Origin of the sequence: Sphingomonas sp. ID1715 (genome assembly GCF_013044515.1) — a bacterium.
In the GTDB taxonomy this organism is placed as follows: domain Bacteria; phylum Pseudomonadota; class Alphaproteobacteria; order Sphingomonadales; family Sphingomonadaceae; genus Sphingomonas_B.
Genome location: NZ_JABEPR010000005.1, coordinates 161042 through 175698, shown reverse-complemented (window position 1 = coordinate 175698; position 14657 = coordinate 161042). Strand labels below are relative to the sequence as shown.

Here is a 14657-nt window from a genome sequence, read left to right as displayed (position 1 = left end):
TCCTTGTCTCGGTCATGCCAGCATGGGATCGGCGAGGACGACCTGGTCGCCCACATAAGTTCCGCTCGCCATGAGCAGCGACGGCGTCTCGGCATCGATGTCGATGCTGAGCGCGCCGAGCATCTTCCCACCGTCCATGACGGGGAGTCCGAGCGGGCGGCAGCGCCAGCCAAAGGCAAGGATCTGCTGCAGCCATCCCATTTCGGCCACGCCGACATAGGTGGTGATGCCGCGTGAGAGCGCGTGATCGACCAGCGCGCTCACCAGCCGTTTGCGGGAGATCATGCGATCCGCGGCCGACTGGTTGCGGCTGAGGCAGAAGCGGGTGATCTCGAGGACATCGGGGCCGGCCGGCGCCTCGCTCTCGCACAGATGCGCGAAATGCGTGTCGAGCAGATGCGGACGATCCGTCGGCAAGAGCCTGGCCGAGGCAAGATGCTCGCCGTCCGGGTCGCTCAGCACGAGATAGGTGGCGTGCTCGGTATCGAACTCGTCGATCTCGTACCGCCCGTCGATGACGGGCACGTCCCAGCCGAGCAGGTCGACAAAGATCTGCTTGCGCGCCTTGAACATGGACGCGAGCGCGCGGTTGAACGCGCTCGCGTCGAAACGATCGATAACCTGCATTTGGGGTCCCTCCTTGGTTGGACCCCGTTGTGATCGTCACTTGGCCGCGATCGGCCCATCCCAAGGATTTGGGATAGCTCAGCGTTTCAGCAGGTCGTTAAAGCTGATGATTCCGTGGTAGAGCGACCACACTGCGAGCGAGGTTCGATTATCGACATCCAGCCGCTCGCGGGCTGTCTGCAGATGTTGTGACACCGTGTAGGAGCCGATCTTCAGGATCTTGCTGATCGCCCAGTCCGACTTGCCCATGGCCATCCAGAACACGCACTCGCGCTGGCGCTCGGTGAGCGTGATCGAGACGGGAATCGGGCGCGTTCGCTGCTGCCAGATGCGTCTTGCGGTCTCGAACGCGAACGCGCCGACCCAGTGCGCGACGGGTAACATGAGCGCGGGTACCGCGCGTCCGGTCTCGACGACGAACGTGCACGACCCGCTGATCTCGCCCGGAACATGACCCGGAACCGTGAAGCCGTCGCCGATGCCGCGTGCCTGACCGAGCGTCAGCATGCGTTCGTCGGCAGCGGTCAATGAAATCAGCCGCGATATGTCGCTCCAGCTGAAGCCGAGATTGGTTCGCTGGCTGGCGCGGTGGACGGGGTCCGAAACCGTCAGGTTCTGCTCATCATAAAAGCGCTCCCAGGCCTCGGGATAGCTGTGCAGGCGGAAGCCTTCCTGCTTCACGTTGGGAGTGTGCTGGGCGAGCGCGAAATAGCTGAAGCCCATTTCGGCGGTCGCTTCATCAAGAGCCAGCCTGAGTTCGAGCTCCGTCCTGGCTTCCTTCATCAACCCCGCAATTCGATCGGCGAGGGCAAAGTTCTTCATTCGTGTCTATGCGGCCGGAACGACGCTTCGGGCGCGGTTTGGACCGACTGCACTCCCTAGTCTGAGTGCCCGCCGCTTGTCGCTTCCCAGGGCCGCGGCGGGCAGGGTGGACGCTTAGACATGAAGCGAGGTGCCGCCGCTTGCAGCCTCAATTGTCTCCATTTTGGGGCAAATCCGTCAGGAAATTGGTAAACGCCGCGCAAGGTGTTTGTTCGATGCAGACGGCCGACGGCCGGCGCTGTCGAGAAAACCTGGGTTGGTGGTAGTGACGATTATTTTGCGATTGTTTTGAGGGTCGAGCCCGCTCAAGCACTCTCCGGCCCGGAGGGGGAGAATGAAGTGACCAGCGAGGAGCGCGCGTCGAAGATGCATGAGACCAGGCGCCGTCTCGAGGCGGCCCTTATCTCACTTGACGATCTGGGTTTGCACCAGCCCGCGGCGATGGTCGACCACGCCCTTCAGTTGCTCATCGAGCGTCAGGAAATCGAACTCAAGCAAAGCTCATCCCTGTCTTCCCGAATCTGAACTCGGTTGCGTCGGCAAGGACCGGGATTCGTTCCCCGGAAACGGCAAGATTAGGAAATCATGGCATAACGCCCGCGCGCGAATCATGATTTGGGGGCAAGCGCATGCGCGAGGGCGCTGTTGAAAGACTGTCAGCGGGACAGAAGGACTGTCTGAGGCTGGTGCTGCAAGGATATGAGTTCAAGGAGATCGCGCGCCTCCTCGGGACCTCGCCCGGCGCGATCAACGAGCGGCTGCGCGAGGCACGGCGGACGCTGGCAGTGTCGTCGAGCCGGGAAGCGGCGAGGCTGCTTGCAGCACATGAAGGCGCATCCGACTACATGCCGTATGTAGCCACACCGAATGGAGTTGGCCCTGCCGGCACATCCGCCACACTGAACTGGCAATCCGACACAGGGTCGGCCAGGGAAGCGAGCGGGCGTGTCGTTCTGAGGGAGGCTCAGGCTGCATTCGGCGTGGGTCATGACGACACGCCCTCCACCTTCCCCTGGCCGATCCCGACAAGGGGGAAGCCGGACAATGACCTGACATTTCGACAGACACTGCTGACCATTCTGGGCCTGACGATCGGCCTTGGCATTGCGGCGCTCGTCGCTGTCGCTCTTGTCGACCAGCTGACCCGCCTCAAGCTCGGCTGAGGCCTCTCTCACACCCAACGACATTCATTGATTGACGCGCGCTCGTTCGCGCCACGGGAGACTTTTATGCGCAAGGAAAGGATGGAAGCCGCCCAATCGGTGGCCGAGCGCCTGTTCGCCTTGGAAAAGGCGCTTGATGATACAATCGCACTCGGGTCCGACCTGTCCTCGCGGATCGTGACTGCAAGGCAGGAAGCGCGGCTCTCCGCGGTCTTTGGCCAGGACGCGATCGATGGAGTTGTCCGCACCCTTTCGGCGCTTGCGGGCGCGCGGCGCGAGCTGGTCGGCACGCACCACGATCTGAAATCCTGGGCGGACGATATCGGCCTGAGGGAAGTGGGCTGGGGCGATCTGGTCAAGCCGCCGGCCGCCGAACTGCCGGCCAGGCCCGATCTGCGTGCAGTCGCCTGAAGCGCGATTGACCAGATGATGCCGGTCCTGTCCTTTCTTGGGCATGACCCGTCTGATTCTGTTCCTGATCCTTTGGCTTGGATGCTGCCTCTACGCGCTCATACGGGGCGGTGGTCCGGAAAAGATTGGCGGGATAATCTTTCTGGCCGCCGCCCTGCTGAGCCTTGCGGTCGAACAGCCCGAGGGATCGCGCTGGAACAGTGTCGAGTTGGGTATGCTCCTCGTCGATCTGGCGGTCTTCGTCAGCTTGTTGACGCTCGCCGTCGCCGCCAATCGCTTCTGGCCGCTGTGGATGAGCGGCATGCAGGGCGTTCAGGTCTTCTCACATTTTGCGATCGCGCTGGATGCGAAGGTGATTCCCTGGGCCTATTGGAACGCCCAGACGCTCTGGAGCTATCCAATGCTGGCGCTGCTCGCAGCGGCCACCTCGTGGCATCGCTCGCGGCTTCGCAGACAGGGTGCCGACCCGTCCTGGAGGCGCTTCTTCGGGTCCTCGACTCAGCGCTGAGCCCGGGCTGGACTGACGCCCTCCTCGCGCGCTTCAGCACGCTTGCCGACGTGCTCGCCGCGAGCCCGGAGGCGCAGGCGAGGGCGACTGGCAGCCGGGCGGTCGCCGATCTTCTTTTGAGCGTCAGGCGGGCCCAGTTGCATGCGTTGCGCATTCCGCTCATCGATCGCCCGATCGTGTCGTCGTCCGAGACGCTCCGTGCCTATCTGCATGGTCGATTGGCGCATCAAGGGCACGAGTGCCTGCATGTCCTCTATCTCGACGCGCGCAATCACCTGCTTCGTGACGAGACTGCCGCAACGGGATCCGTATCCGAGGTGACCATGCACCCGCGTACGATCCTTCACCGGGCGCTTGACGTGGGAGCAACGGCGCTGATCGTCGTTCACAACCATCCGTCGGGCGATCCTGAGCCGAGCGCAGATGACCGGCACGCGACACACCGCCTGGCCGCCGCGGCCTCAAGCCTCGACATCCGCATTCACGATCATCTCATCGTCGCGCGCAGAGGAACGATCAGCTTTCGAGCGGCGGGCTTGTTATGACGGACCGGTGCCGTTCTGGAATCCCGCAGGATTTCGAGAGCAAGTCGAACGAAGCGGTCGAATGCGCTGGCGATCATCGTCCTATTGCCGTTGCGACCGCAAAGGCGCTGATCGCGCTGCATGCCGGGCGACGGTCTGTGGGGCTGCCGCGCCTGTTTGCCGATCCTGCGTGGGACATGCTGCTCGACCTGTTCGTCGCGAAAGCAGAGCAGCGGGCCGTCTCGATAAGCTCAGTCTCCATTGCGTCGGGCGTGCCCGCTTCAACCGCTCACCGCTGGATCGAGGCGCTGCTGAATCAGGCCGCGGTTCGCAGGCGCCCAGACCCCGGGGACAGACGCAGGATCTATATCGAGATTACCGAGCCGGTATTCGAAGCAATGTCGTCGCAGCTGCTGCAGCATCATGCCCGTATGCAGCGGATTGTCCGTTGAGCCAGCTGGAGCCGGCGGGGGCCTTGCGGTGGCTCACGGGCAACGAGCGAAGCCACGAATTTCATCTGCTGACGCGTTGGTTTCGGCAGGTGCTGCGGCTTCGGGAACGTTTTGCCGAGTGCGTGTTTGCAGGCGTTGACCCACTTTCCATCAACGAGACGGCGAGCGTTGGATTCCTGGCGGCCGCCGCCAGCCTCACCGGCTGCCTGGCGCTTACGGATTATGCCACGCTCAAGCGGGGTCTTGTCCGAAGCGCCCAGTACCGCCGCGGCCGCTGCGACCTGTGGATTGCAGATCCGCGCAGTGATTTGTCCTGGGCTTTCGAGTTCAAGCAGGGTCTTTTCAACTCGGGAACGCGCTTAGCCACGATTGAGGCGTTGCTCGACCATGCCTGCTCGGACGCGCGCCAGATCAATGACTTGGAAGCCCATGTCCGTTTTGGCGGTGCGATCATTGTGGTTGAACCCTGCGCCGCCAAACGCTTCGATCATGAGATCCGCTTGGTCGAGCTGGCCGCGAGAGCATCGTTCTGCTGCCGCATAGAAGGTGGGAGCATCCCGGTGTGGGTCTACCTCGAGGCCGTCTGATTTTTTCTGCGTCGGAATGAGAATGGATGGAAGTCGGTTTGCGCCCATCTGACATTCGGCGCGAGTTCCTAACCGCTCCAAAGCCGCCGTTTGCCATTTGGCGAGCCGATCGTCCGACCGCGCCAGAAGTGACGTTTGCCGGGGCTTCCCTCCTCCTCAACTCCATTCAGTTTCGAGCTGTGGCGGATTTCTTCTTTTTACGGGGCAGCTCCTCACTGGTCAGCCCGCCCCGACGCACCTTATGCCTCCAGACATGACGGTCGACGCTAATTCGCAACTCTTCGACTTCGAGCGGGAGGCAGATGCCCGCATCGCCACTATCCCGCTGGCAAGCGTGCCGGTTCGCGCAATCTGGGCACACTATCATTTCATGATCTTCTACTTTCTTCACTTCGAGGGCGCGAGGGACGCTGCGGCGCGAAGAAGCGCGGAAACCATTACATACCGTCTCAGCTACATTCTCCGCTGGATTGCCGAGCGGCCCAGCGATCGGCCGGACATGGCTGCCGCGCTTGCCGATGCATTGTTCCGCGCCAAAGACCCGGGCGCGATCGGCGCAAGCGCGCTCGACGCTTACGCGCATTTCTCGGAGGTTCTGCCGGATGTGCGGCGCGGCCGGCTTGTCGCCAAGCGGATCAAAAACGGGTTCAGCCTCGGCCACTCCTCGCCGCAGGCGGCCCGCGCCGAGGCCACCGACATCCTCGTGAGCGGCCTCGCCATGCCGCATATTGCTAACCGGACGCCCACGCACTTCAGCTCTGCTGTTAAGGCGCTGGCAGCCCGAAGCCCCATCGATTGGACCGCGGTGGTGCATGAGGCGGCTGGCCGGGTCGCGAAGTACGCCGCCAATGTCCGCGAGGACCCGGTGATATCTGACACCGCGATGGTTGAAGTCCTCGGCTTCTCGGGTGGCCGCTTCCGCCAAATCCAGACCGCAATATTCGCCCTTGCCGAGGTGTGCCAGGAACTGGCGCTGATCCACTATATGGCTACAGCTGACGAAGCTGGAGACCCCTCCGAGGCGACAATGGATCTCGTCTCAATCAGCTGGCCCGAAACGGAAACCATCGAAAGGATTGTAATGCTCGCCGGGGGCGAGCGCAGCGATGTCGAGAGATTCGTCGACAGTTTTGCCTTTGACCCGTCCCGGCCGAAGAAACTCCGTGGCGGGGAAGGCTATACGCCGCCGTTCGCTCGCATCGGCACTCGCATCTGCTGGTCGCCCGATCTTGTCCTACGGTTCGTCCAGCCGAGGAATGTTCTTCAAGACATGATGAGGCTCGACAAGAAGAGGTTTGACGACTTGGTCTCGCACACGCTGGAGCCCACTCTGATAGGGGCTTTCGTTGCCGAGCTGGAGCAATTCTCGTCACTGAAGGTAGCCGTCTCGACCAAGTACGAGTTGGGCGAAATCGACCTGATTATCGTGGAACCCGCCTCCGAAGATGTTGTTATCGTCGAGGTCAAAGGCCCGCTGCCTCCGCAGGGATCGAGAGGAACAGAGCGCTTAGCAGATCGGGTCCGAGAGGGATTAGACCAGATCCGTCGTTTTCCGCGGCTGAGTGAAGCTCATCGCCTAAAAGTGGTCGCAGCTGGTACGGGCGCGCAACTCGCCGATGCCCGCTTCCACTACCTTATCGTCGCGCGGGCATGTCTGGGTGCCATAGAAGTCTGGCAGCCAGGCGCGCCCGCGGTCCCCGCCACCCTCCCGCTGGTCCGTTTGGCACTATTGGCTCTGGCCAAGAGGGGTGGCAACGTCGCCGCAGAACTCGGGAGCGAGGTTGAACGGCAGACTGGGATACTCTTGCGGGAAAGTCGATGGAGTTGGAGCAGCGGGAGGATGCCGCTCTTTGGACGGACGATCTACACTCCGCAGCTCCGGTATGATGAGACTGTCGTCGATCAATGGCGGCGCAGAGCGGCCGGCGAAGCCATTTAGGTCGGGTGACCCTAACTGGGCGGCCAGCCGGCTGGGGAATCAGAAGAGGCCGACTGGGCGCCATCCCATGCGCCGGCAGGGCTCTGTCAGTCGTTCACGGTTGCCAGCCAGTTCTGCTGAAACGGGTTACAGCAGACAGTTTCGTCGAAACGGCCAGCTTGCATACGCGAACTGTCAGCTTCACAGCCGTCGCCATGGCAGGTGAACCTGATCCGAAATCCGTCGTGGCGGCGGCTGCGGCTCGATTTTTCCGAAGCTACGAAAGCCACTGCGAGAACCGAGGCGAAGACGGGCTGTTCGCGCTGTTGAATGCGATGCACAGCCTCGCCGACAAGCTCAGCAGGCTCGGACGTCCCAACCTGAACGCCTCGCAGAACTACCTTGCGCTTAGAGCCTTGCGCAACCTCTTCCATCATGAGTCCGAACTGCTCCATGACACGCGCTCGCTCGCGGCAGGCGATGTCCCGCAGATTCATACCGATCTCGCGATTCTGTGCCTGGTGCCCAAGGCCTCTGTCGATCGGGCGCTCCAGCGCGCGCGGGACGATGAGCGGTCGGCCATTGGCTCAGCCCTGCACTGGTACGGGCTGGCCGTGAACATCGAACCCGCGATCTTCAATGTAATGGTAGATGCCTACGAACTACTTCAGGACAAGGGCATTGAACCCGATGATGGCAGCTTCGCCCGCTTCGACAGCCAATATCATTGGGAAACGGCACATGGCCAGGCTCATCGCGTAACTGGCGCCTTGCTGATCCACGTCGGCGATATTGACACCGTGCTCCAGTCCCTGCTTGCCGCGCCCATTCGGACAGAGTCCTGACTAAAGAAGCCTGACCTGCTTGTGCGCGTGCACAAGCCAAGGCCTCGGAACGGCTCGCCGCTTAGCCACGGCTGCTCCGCCAGGCAGACAAGCGGCCCGCTATCAAAATGGGATGCGGGGCAGCCCGTGGTCTCTAAGGCACAAGCGGGCACGGGAACAACGCTGTCCGGCCCAGCTTGCCATCCGCGGCTCGGGCACTCTGTTCAGTCGCATGAGCCCGTGCATGATGGGGCGACTCAAGAGCATCAAATGAGGGATACGCGGATGCCTGATCGCCACGCACCGACGTCTGCCGACCAGCAAGCTCTTTGTTTACGGAGAAGAACGGGCATGATACCCGTTCTTGTGGGTAGATCGGTTCTTATACCCGATCCTGGAGGTCCGCCTGCGCTTCGTTCCCACTCCGGTCGCCTCACGACTCACCGGCCTTTCGACGGACAAGCTTCGCGAGTGGACGAGCCGTCGCGCCTTGATTCCAGCCGACGTCCGGCCGAAGCGGAAGGGGTGCCCAGCCAAGTTCAGCTGGCAAACCGTTCTCGTACTCAGGATCGCTGTCCTGCTGAGGGATCAATTCAGTCTGGAGCTTCAGTCGCACAAAGACTCGTTCGCGGCGCTGCGCAGGGAGCTGCGAAACCGATCGTTCATCGCGCTCTGGGGGCAACGTTTGGCGCTCCACCCCGGCGGCGCGTGGGTATTTCTCGACGAAGCTGATTCAGCGCCGGGTTCGGACTACCTGTCAATCCGGCTGGACCCACACCTCGTCGTGCTTCGAGACGGCTTCGCGCTGTCCGACGCCGCGGCCGACCGCGGGCAACTCGATCTCTTCAGCCTTCCCGCCATTTACAGAAAGGCAAAACCGCGAGCCCCGAAGGTCGCGACGACGGGTCGAAAGCGATCGGCGTGATCACTCCTACCGTCCTAACGACAGCCGGTCTCGCGCGAGCATTCTCGCTTCAGCATGTTCGTGCTATGTTCTGTCTTTCGGGTGTAGCCAGGAAGGCATGGTGGTAACCGCTGCGGTTGAGATGTGGCTCGAGAAGCTCGGCTACGCCGCCGAGCCCGCCGTGCTGCATACCCGCGGAGAAGGCATTCCCGAGACGCACCCCTACGCGCTCGAGATCAAGGCGCTGCTTAAGCCGGACGGCGCCGTGCGTGCCCAAGCCGTATTCGACGTCGAGGGCGTACCGACCGTCGTGTTCGTCGGCGATGACGAAGGCCCGCTTTCCGCAGCGGCGCTCGATGACGCCCGCAAGCGGATATGGAACCAGAACCTCGCCACGGTTGTGATAGAGGTGAAGGGCGATGAGGCCGTCGCTCTTCCGGCGCGCAAACTGAAAAAGGCCGGTGAGCGCTTACGCCTCGACGAAGCACGCCCGGACGGTCCCTTTTCGGCTCTCGATGTCGCGTCGGCGAACCTATCCCGGCGCATGCCGAAATGGTTCGACGTCAAGGCGCGAGTCGACCGTAAGCTCCTCGCCAACTTGTCCACGTCCGTCGCTAAACTGACAGAGGGAGGGTTCGACGGCGTCACAGACGAGGGGGTTCGCCGGAGACTAGCCGAACTCCTCATGGGCCAGGTGCTCTTCGTCTCCTACCTTGAGCACCGCGAGATCGTAGGCGCCACGTATCGCGAACGACGCGAGGTCGCCGAGCTCCACGGCCTAGTCGCCCGCGCCGATCGGGACGGCGTGGGTACGCTGATCGACAGTCTAAGGTCCGACTTCAACGGCGACTTCCTCGGAGACGACAGGCACGATCCCTGGACGGCGTTGTCGGACGTGGGCTTCAACTTGCTCAATCAGTTCCTCCGCCGCACAGACATGCGAACTGGGCAAGGTGACTTCTGGAACTACGACTTCAGCTACATTCCGGTCGAGCTGCTCTCCGGCTTGTACGAGAAGTTCCTGACGCCGGAGCAGCAGGCTAAGGAAGGTGCCTACTATACGCCACGGCACCTCGCCATGCTGGCCGTCGATCAGGCGCTCATGGCCTCGCCCGATCCGTTGTCGGAAACGATCTTCGACGGTGCTTGCGGCTCAGGCATCCTGCTGACAACTGCCTATCGTCGCCTCATCGCACTTTCAGAGGCACGCGAGGGGCACCAGCTCGGCTTCGCCGAGCGAGGCGCACTTCTGAAGCGCACCATCTTTGGCGGCGATATCAATTTCATGGCATGCCGTGTCACGGCCTTCAGCCTTTATCTCTCTTTGCTCGAAGGGCTGGATCCCGCCGACATTTTGGAAGCGCAGGAGCGCGATGGCGCGAAGCTACCCTCTCTCAACGACAGCAATCTCGCTCATGGTAGGTACTACGGCGATTTCTTCCGCAGTTCACACCGGTTCCACGACCGACGCTTCTCGCTGATCATCTCCAACCCGCCCTGGGCAGAGCCGGAGGGCGAGGCTCAGACATCGGCCGACGAGTGGTCAGCCAACGCATCAGCCCCATTCGTCCGGCGACAGATTGCGGGTGCTTACGCCCTCCGCGCCCTTGAGTTCCTAGCCGACGGCGGTCGCACGTGCCTCATCCTGCCGATCGGTCAGTTCCTCGGCCCGTCGAGCACGGACTTCGTCTCGCACCTGTTCGAGGCGTGTCGGCCATTGCGCCTTATCAACTTCGGCGACTTGCAAGGGCTGCTCTTTCCGACCGCCGAGAACACGTGTCACGTGTTTTTCGGTGAGCGGCGGCCGGCAAGCGCTCTCGGCCGCATACCCTTCGGCGAGACCTTCGACTACCTCATTCCGAAAGCCGATCTAAGCTTGGCGCTCGGGCGCCTGACCATGCAGTCCGCCGACCGGCACACCCTGCAGACGCGTTCGGTGGTCGAAGACCCTCAGCTTCTCGTCACATTGATGTGGGGAGACGCGAACGATCTCGCGATCTGGGCCCGCCTGAGCCTGCGTGGCACGTTCGCGAACTTCTGGCGCGGACCGAAGGAGTCTCGTCGTTGGGTGTACCGCAAGGGCATCCACCTCAAGGACCGGAGCCGCGATGCCGTCAGTGCGAGGCCTATCAGCGACCGCCCGTTCGTGCCGATCGCCGCGTTGAGCGCCGGGTCGCCCGTTCTCCACCCAGACCTGCTCGGCAAGTGGCCGGTCACCCAAGACACGGTGGTCGGCCTAAACAACGCCGTACTTGCGGTCTTCGACGGCCCACGTGTCTTGTTCCCAGATGGCTTCTCGAAAGAGGAGCAGAACATTCGCGCCGTGTATTACGACAGTTCCGCAACATTCACGCACAGCATCGGCGTGATCGCGGGGAAGCGAGAGGACGCTGACCTTTTAAAGTTCGCGGCCGTTTATCTGCGCTCCACGCTCGCCCGCTACTTCCTCATGATGCGCGGCTGGAAGATGCTCTGTGAGCGTAACGGCGTCCACCTCACGGACGTGGAGGCGTTCCCGTTCTTCCCGCCAGCGGGCGCACCCGACCCGGATGCTGCCACGACTGCACTGAGCACGGTCGTTACCAGAATGGACCAGATCGCCGCCCTGTCCGAGCTTGAGCAGGGGCCCCGCTTCGGCGAGCTCCGGCCCGAAATCGACGACGCGATCTTCGATTACTTCGGATTGGCTCCCGAAGAGCGCACCCTAATCCGGGAAACCGTCGACGTGCTGATGCCTTCCGTACGGCCGCGCAGCTTCAAGAGTTTGGACACTCCAGCCCAGCACGTGGCCGACGCCGACGACTTCTCGATCTACGCCAAGGCTCTCGCAGAGGCGCTCACCTCTTGGCGCACGAAGACCCGAGGCCGAGGCCGTTTCCGAGTCGACGTCGTCACCAGCGATCCGGAGCGCGCAGGCCCGTCAGGGATCGTACGGGTGACCTACGTGGACGAGCCAACGCAAACGCCAGAAGTCGGGGCTGAAGTCAGCGACGAACTCGTCCTCGAGACGTTAGCCCAGTTGCGAGCGGCGGGCCTCCGAGCAATCCCGGCGGGCGACTTCCTGACGTTGGTTCCCGACGCGCACCTCTGGGTCGACGGCGCTTTATATCTGGTGCGGCCGCTCACACAGCGAAGCTGGACCGTTCGCCAGGCCATGCGAGACGCCGAGCACATCGTACGCGGCGTTCAGTCTCGCGCGGTGCGAGGCAAGATCAAGGTGACTGCGTGACGACACCGGTCGATTGGTTCGCCGCGTTCCCCATCCAACCGGCGACGGAAGCCGTCGAGGCGCTGCGGCAGGGGTGGACGGAACTGGCGTCAGTCGAAAGAGCCGATTTCAACCCCAAAACGAAAGAGGGCGCTCTCACGAAGCGCCTCAAGATCTACGTGGAGAATTACACTGCGCGCGAGCGCGGACTGCTCGGAATGTGGGCGGCCGAAGACATCATCGGCGAGATCGATCCCGTCACTGGAGAGCTGATCGAGGAGCGTCGAACGGACATCGTCTACGGATGGAACAATGACGTCGGTGCGATGAAGCTTGTTTTCGAGTTCAAAAGACTTGGACGCCAGAAGAAACACCGAGACCACTACCTTAAAGACCAAGGGCTTGGGCGCTTCGTCACCGGAATCTACAGCCGTCAGCAGGCCGTCGCCGCCATGGTGGGCGTCCTCCTTGACCCCGAAGCGGAAGTGGTGCCGCCGATCCGGAAGGCGCTTGAAAATAGCGCTCTCGCGACAAAACTGCGCTTGCGCGCGACGGCCGGCGGTCAGCCGTTCGCAAAACCCTCGACGATGTTCACGACAGCGGACTTCGACACCGAGCATGACCGAGACCCAGCCCTCGCACCCACCCACGGCACGATCTGCGTGTCTCACTTCTTTATCGCCTTCGGCTACCCGACCTCGACTAAGAAGCCGAAGAAGGCGAAGAGTGCCTGAGGGGCAACGACCCTGAAATTCCTAGCCTCAGGCGTCCGCGGGTTAGTACGTCTTCGAGAGCATCGGTAGAAGCTAAAGCGCCTTCCTCGATATCATCCGCGTAGCTCGCCTTCAGCTGGACAAGCTACAACGGCAGCCCTCCCGAAAGTTCAGCTACTGCCAACAATCGACCGTGAAGTCCTCGGTGAGCGCTATCAGGCCTGCTTCGATCGTGCGCCACACGAGCCGAAGATCGCGTAGGTCATCCGGCGTGAAATCGCCAGCATGGTGCGAGCGGGCACGCAGCCGCCCGGCGTCGTCGATCAGCGTGACGAGCACCGTGGGGTCATCAAATGCCACCGAGAATACTCGTGAATGATGATCGGGGTGGCTCATAATCTCACGGTAATGCGCATAGTCTGCATGATCGAGCGGCTCGCCACCCTTGGACGCTGCCCGGCTCAGCAGGGTTTTGCAACCGCATAGGGGCAACCGCTGGTCGGTCCAGTCCTCCCCGTATTCGGCGGCCATCGCGGCATCAATGATCTCCCGGAGAACGCGCTCGTACCGGTGCACGAGCGATTTGGCGCGCTTAACATGGGCCGCCTCAGTGTTCTGCTGGAGGCGCACTTTGAAGCGCCGCCGCTTCTCGGCGGTGGTGAGCAGGCGGACGCGTGGCCAGCGCGGCAGCCATAGGCCCGAAGCGTCGAGGAAGGCTCGATGCGCAGCCCAAGAGCCGAGGTCCGGCAGAAGGGTGCGTGAGAACGCCTGAGTTGCGTCGATAAGGCTCCGATCGACGCGCGAGGCAAGTGCAAGCGCGTTGGAGGCGGCGGCCCCGCGGGCAAACGCCTCGATCGCAACCCGATCGTGCTCGATGCGAGCCGTATCAAGCACCGTAAGCCGGTCCGCGAGCGATTGCGTGGACAGGCGGTAGGTGTCGAGTGCTGACGGTAACGCCAGAGCGCTGGCGCGCTCGGCGATCGCCCGGACCGCCTGCGCCGACTGGGTCTCGACGAGGCCGCTGGCTGAGCGCATCGTCTTACCATCGAGATAGCCCATCGCGGCTTTCATCGACGGGCTGTCGAGATAACCCATCGCCGCACGCATGGTAGGGCTGTCGAGGTGACCCTGCGCCGCCCGCGCAAGCTGGGACGTAGTCGAGCCGTCGATATGGTCGCGCAGCCGCTCGTGCCGCTGCCATTCGGCGACGGCGGTGCTCAGCTGGTGAATCCGCGACGCGCCGTCCATGCCGGCCACGAAGTCGCTGGCGAGGCTGGCGCGCTCTTTTGCTTCACGGACGGCGCGCGCTAGGGTCGTGCCCTCCGCCCCCACGTCCTGATCGAGATCCGCGTTAAGCACGACGCGCATCGGGCGATCGCCTGTACGAAAATCCGCGACGTGCTGCCAGTGCTGACCGTGGCGGCCGCGCTCCTGTCGGCTCGCAGCAGACTTCAGGCCGGCGGTCGCTAGCGCTGGTCCGAGCAGCGGATGCCCATCTGCCCAACCCTGACGTGCAAGGACTCTAAGCCGGCGAAGAACAAACCGTGAAAAGCTCTGCGAACTCTGGCAGAAAACCGTTTGTTTATATGGATTTGCAGTCCTCTGCGTAACCACTCCGCCATCGGGCCGAGTCACCGACTTTGCTTCTGAGAGATGTTGCGAAGCCTAAAGGTTCGCAACGAATTCGCACAAGCATTCGCGGTCGAGGACGCGCGTTTAGAGTGACTCCTCAATCTTGGTAATGGCGGCTTTCGCACGAAAGCGCCGCGAGGCGTCGTCGGTTGGCGGGGTCGGGGCTGAGAGGGGCCACCACTCAGCCCGGGATGGCAAAGGTCACATTGGCCGACATGGCGAGGCCGCGCGGGCCCTGGCGTGCAACCGCATCGGGTCGCCCTCTTCGCGCGACTCCGGCGTGATCGGCTCGCCATCGAACAGCGGCAACAGGCCCCGGAAATCAAAGGTTCGGACAGGGACCCGGGGGCGCTGCGCCAGCGCG

The 14657-nt window shown here is 62.7% G+C and carries 14 protein-coding genes; 11 read left to right on the top strand and 3 right to left on the bottom strand.

Annotation, left to right across the window (positions count from 1 at the left end; genetic code table 11):
* Window positions 1-12: 12 nt before the first annotated feature.
* Window positions 13-627, bottom strand: a complete 615-nt coding sequence (locus tag HJG53_RS13780; protein WP_171131527.1) for an acyl-homoserine-lactone synthase — start codon at window positions 625-627, stop codon at window positions 13-15.
* Window positions 628-705: 78 nt separating this feature from the next.
* Window positions 706-1449: a LuxR family transcriptional regulator gene (locus tag HJG53_RS13775; RefSeq protein WP_171131525.1), complete on the bottom strand. Its 744-nt coding sequence runs from the start codon at window positions 1447-1449 to the stop codon at window positions 706-708.
* Window positions 1450-2078: 629 nt separating this feature from the next.
* Between HJG53_RS13775 and HJG53_RS13770 the strand changes: the two genes are divergently transcribed.
* The 11 genes from HJG53_RS13770 (at window position 2079) to HJG53_RS13720 (ending at window position 12682) form a co-directional block, all read left to right on the top strand.
* Window positions 2079-2612: a sigma factor-like helix-turn-helix DNA-binding protein gene (locus HJG53_RS13770; RefSeq protein WP_171131523.1), complete on the top strand. Its 534-nt coding sequence runs from the start codon at window positions 2079-2081 to the stop codon at window positions 2610-2612.
* A gap of 66 nt (window positions 2613-2678) precedes the next feature.
* Window positions 2679-3023: a hypothetical protein gene (locus tag HJG53_RS13765; protein ID WP_171131521.1), complete on the top strand. Its 345-nt coding sequence runs from the start codon at window positions 2679-2681 to the stop codon at window positions 3021-3023.
* 43 nt (window positions 3024-3066) lie between these two features.
* A complete protein-coding gene (locus tag HJG53_RS13760) occupies window positions 3067-3531 on the top strand; it encodes a hypothetical protein (RefSeq protein ID WP_171131519.1) in 465 nt (154 codons plus the stop codon).
* A complete protein-coding gene (locus HJG53_RS13755) occupies window positions 3453-4076 on the top strand; it encodes a DNA repair protein RadC (protein WP_171131517.1) in 624 nt (207 codons plus the stop codon). Before HJG53_RS13760 ends, HJG53_RS13755 begins: the two co-directional genes overlap by 79 nt.
* Window positions 4073-4507 carry a hypothetical protein gene (locus tag HJG53_RS13750; protein WP_171131516.1) on the top strand — a complete coding sequence of 145 codons (435 nt, stop codon included), beginning with the start codon at window positions 4073-4075 and terminating at the stop codon, window positions 4505-4507. Before HJG53_RS13755 ends, HJG53_RS13750 begins: the two co-directional genes overlap by 4 nt.
* Window positions 4504-5094, top strand: coding sequence for a hypothetical protein (locus HJG53_RS13745; protein WP_171131514.1), 591 nt, complete (start codon window positions 4504-4506; stop codon window positions 5092-5094). Before HJG53_RS13750 ends, HJG53_RS13745 begins: the two co-directional genes overlap by 4 nt.
* A 253-nt stretch (window positions 5095-5347) precedes the next feature.
* Window positions 5348-7033, top strand: coding sequence for a hypothetical protein (locus HJG53_RS13740; RefSeq protein WP_171131512.1), 1686 nt, complete (start codon window positions 5348-5350; stop codon window positions 7031-7033).
* 194 nt (window positions 7034-7227) lie between these two features.
* Window positions 7228-7857, top strand: a complete 630-nt coding sequence (locus tag HJG53_RS13735) for a hypothetical protein (RefSeq protein ID WP_171131510.1) — start codon at window positions 7228-7230, stop codon at window positions 7855-7857.
* 343 nt (window positions 7858-8200) lie between these two features.
* Window positions 8201-8761, top strand: a complete 561-nt coding sequence (locus tag HJG53_RS13730) for a hypothetical protein (protein ID WP_217352843.1) — start codon at window positions 8201-8203, stop codon at window positions 8759-8761.
* 97 nt (window positions 8762-8858) lie between these two features.
* Entirely contained in the window at window positions 8859-11969 is a 3111-nt protein-coding gene (locus tag HJG53_RS13725) for a class I SAM-dependent DNA methyltransferase (RefSeq protein ID WP_171131508.1), read from the top strand.
* Entirely contained in the window at window positions 11966-12682 is a 717-nt protein-coding gene (locus tag HJG53_RS13720; RefSeq protein WP_171131506.1) for a Fis family transcriptional regulator, read from the top strand. Before HJG53_RS13725 ends, HJG53_RS13720 begins: the two co-directional genes overlap by 4 nt.
* Before the next feature lie 153 nt (window positions 12683-12835).
* Here HJG53_RS13720 and HJG53_RS13715 read toward each other — a convergent pair whose 3' ends face one another.
* Window positions 12836-14029: a hypothetical protein gene (locus HJG53_RS13715; protein ID WP_171131504.1), complete on the bottom strand. Its 1194-nt coding sequence runs from the start codon at window positions 14027-14029 to the stop codon at window positions 12836-12838.
* Window positions 14030-14657: the final 628 nt, after the last annotated feature.

Bases quoted from the DNA above. Each gene is read 5' to 3' on its own strand.
- HJG53_RS13750 (WP_171131516.1), top strand. From the start codon at position 4,073: ATGACGGACCGGTGCCGTTCTGGAATCCCGCAGGATTTCGAGAGCAAG.
- HJG53_RS13715 (WP_171131504.1), bottom strand. From the start codon at position 14,029: ATGCGCGTCGTGCTTAACGCGGATCTCGATCAGGACGTGGGGGCGGAG.
- HJG53_RS13765 (WP_171131521.1), top strand. From the start codon at position 2,679: ATGCGCAAGGAAAGGATGGAAGCCGCCCAATCGGTGGCCGAGCGCCTG.
- HJG53_RS13735 (WP_171131510.1), top strand. From the start codon at position 7,228: ATGGCAGGTGAACCTGATCCGAAATCCGTCGTGGCGGCGGCTGCGGCT.
- HJG53_RS13725 (WP_171131508.1), top strand. From the start codon at position 8,859: ATGGTGGTAACCGCTGCGGTTGAGATGTGGCTCGAGAAGCTCGGCTAC.
- HJG53_RS13780 (WP_171131527.1), bottom strand. From the start codon at position 627: ATGCAGGTTATCGATCGTTTCGACGCGAGCGCGTTCAACCGCGCGCTC.
- HJG53_RS13775 (WP_171131525.1), bottom strand. From the start codon at position 1,449: ATGAAGAACTTTGCCCTCGCCGATCGAATTGCGGGGTTGATGAAGGAA.
- HJG53_RS13740 (WP_171131512.1), top strand. From the start codon at position 5,348: ATGACGGTCGACGCTAATTCGCAACTCTTCGACTTCGAGCGGGAGGCA.
- HJG53_RS13760 (WP_171131519.1), top strand. From the start codon at position 3,067: ATGACCCGTCTGATTCTGTTCCTGATCCTTTGGCTTGGATGCTGCCTC.
- HJG53_RS13770 (WP_171131523.1), top strand. From the start codon at position 2,079: ATGCGCGAGGGCGCTGTTGAAAGACTGTCAGCGGGACAGAAGGACTGT.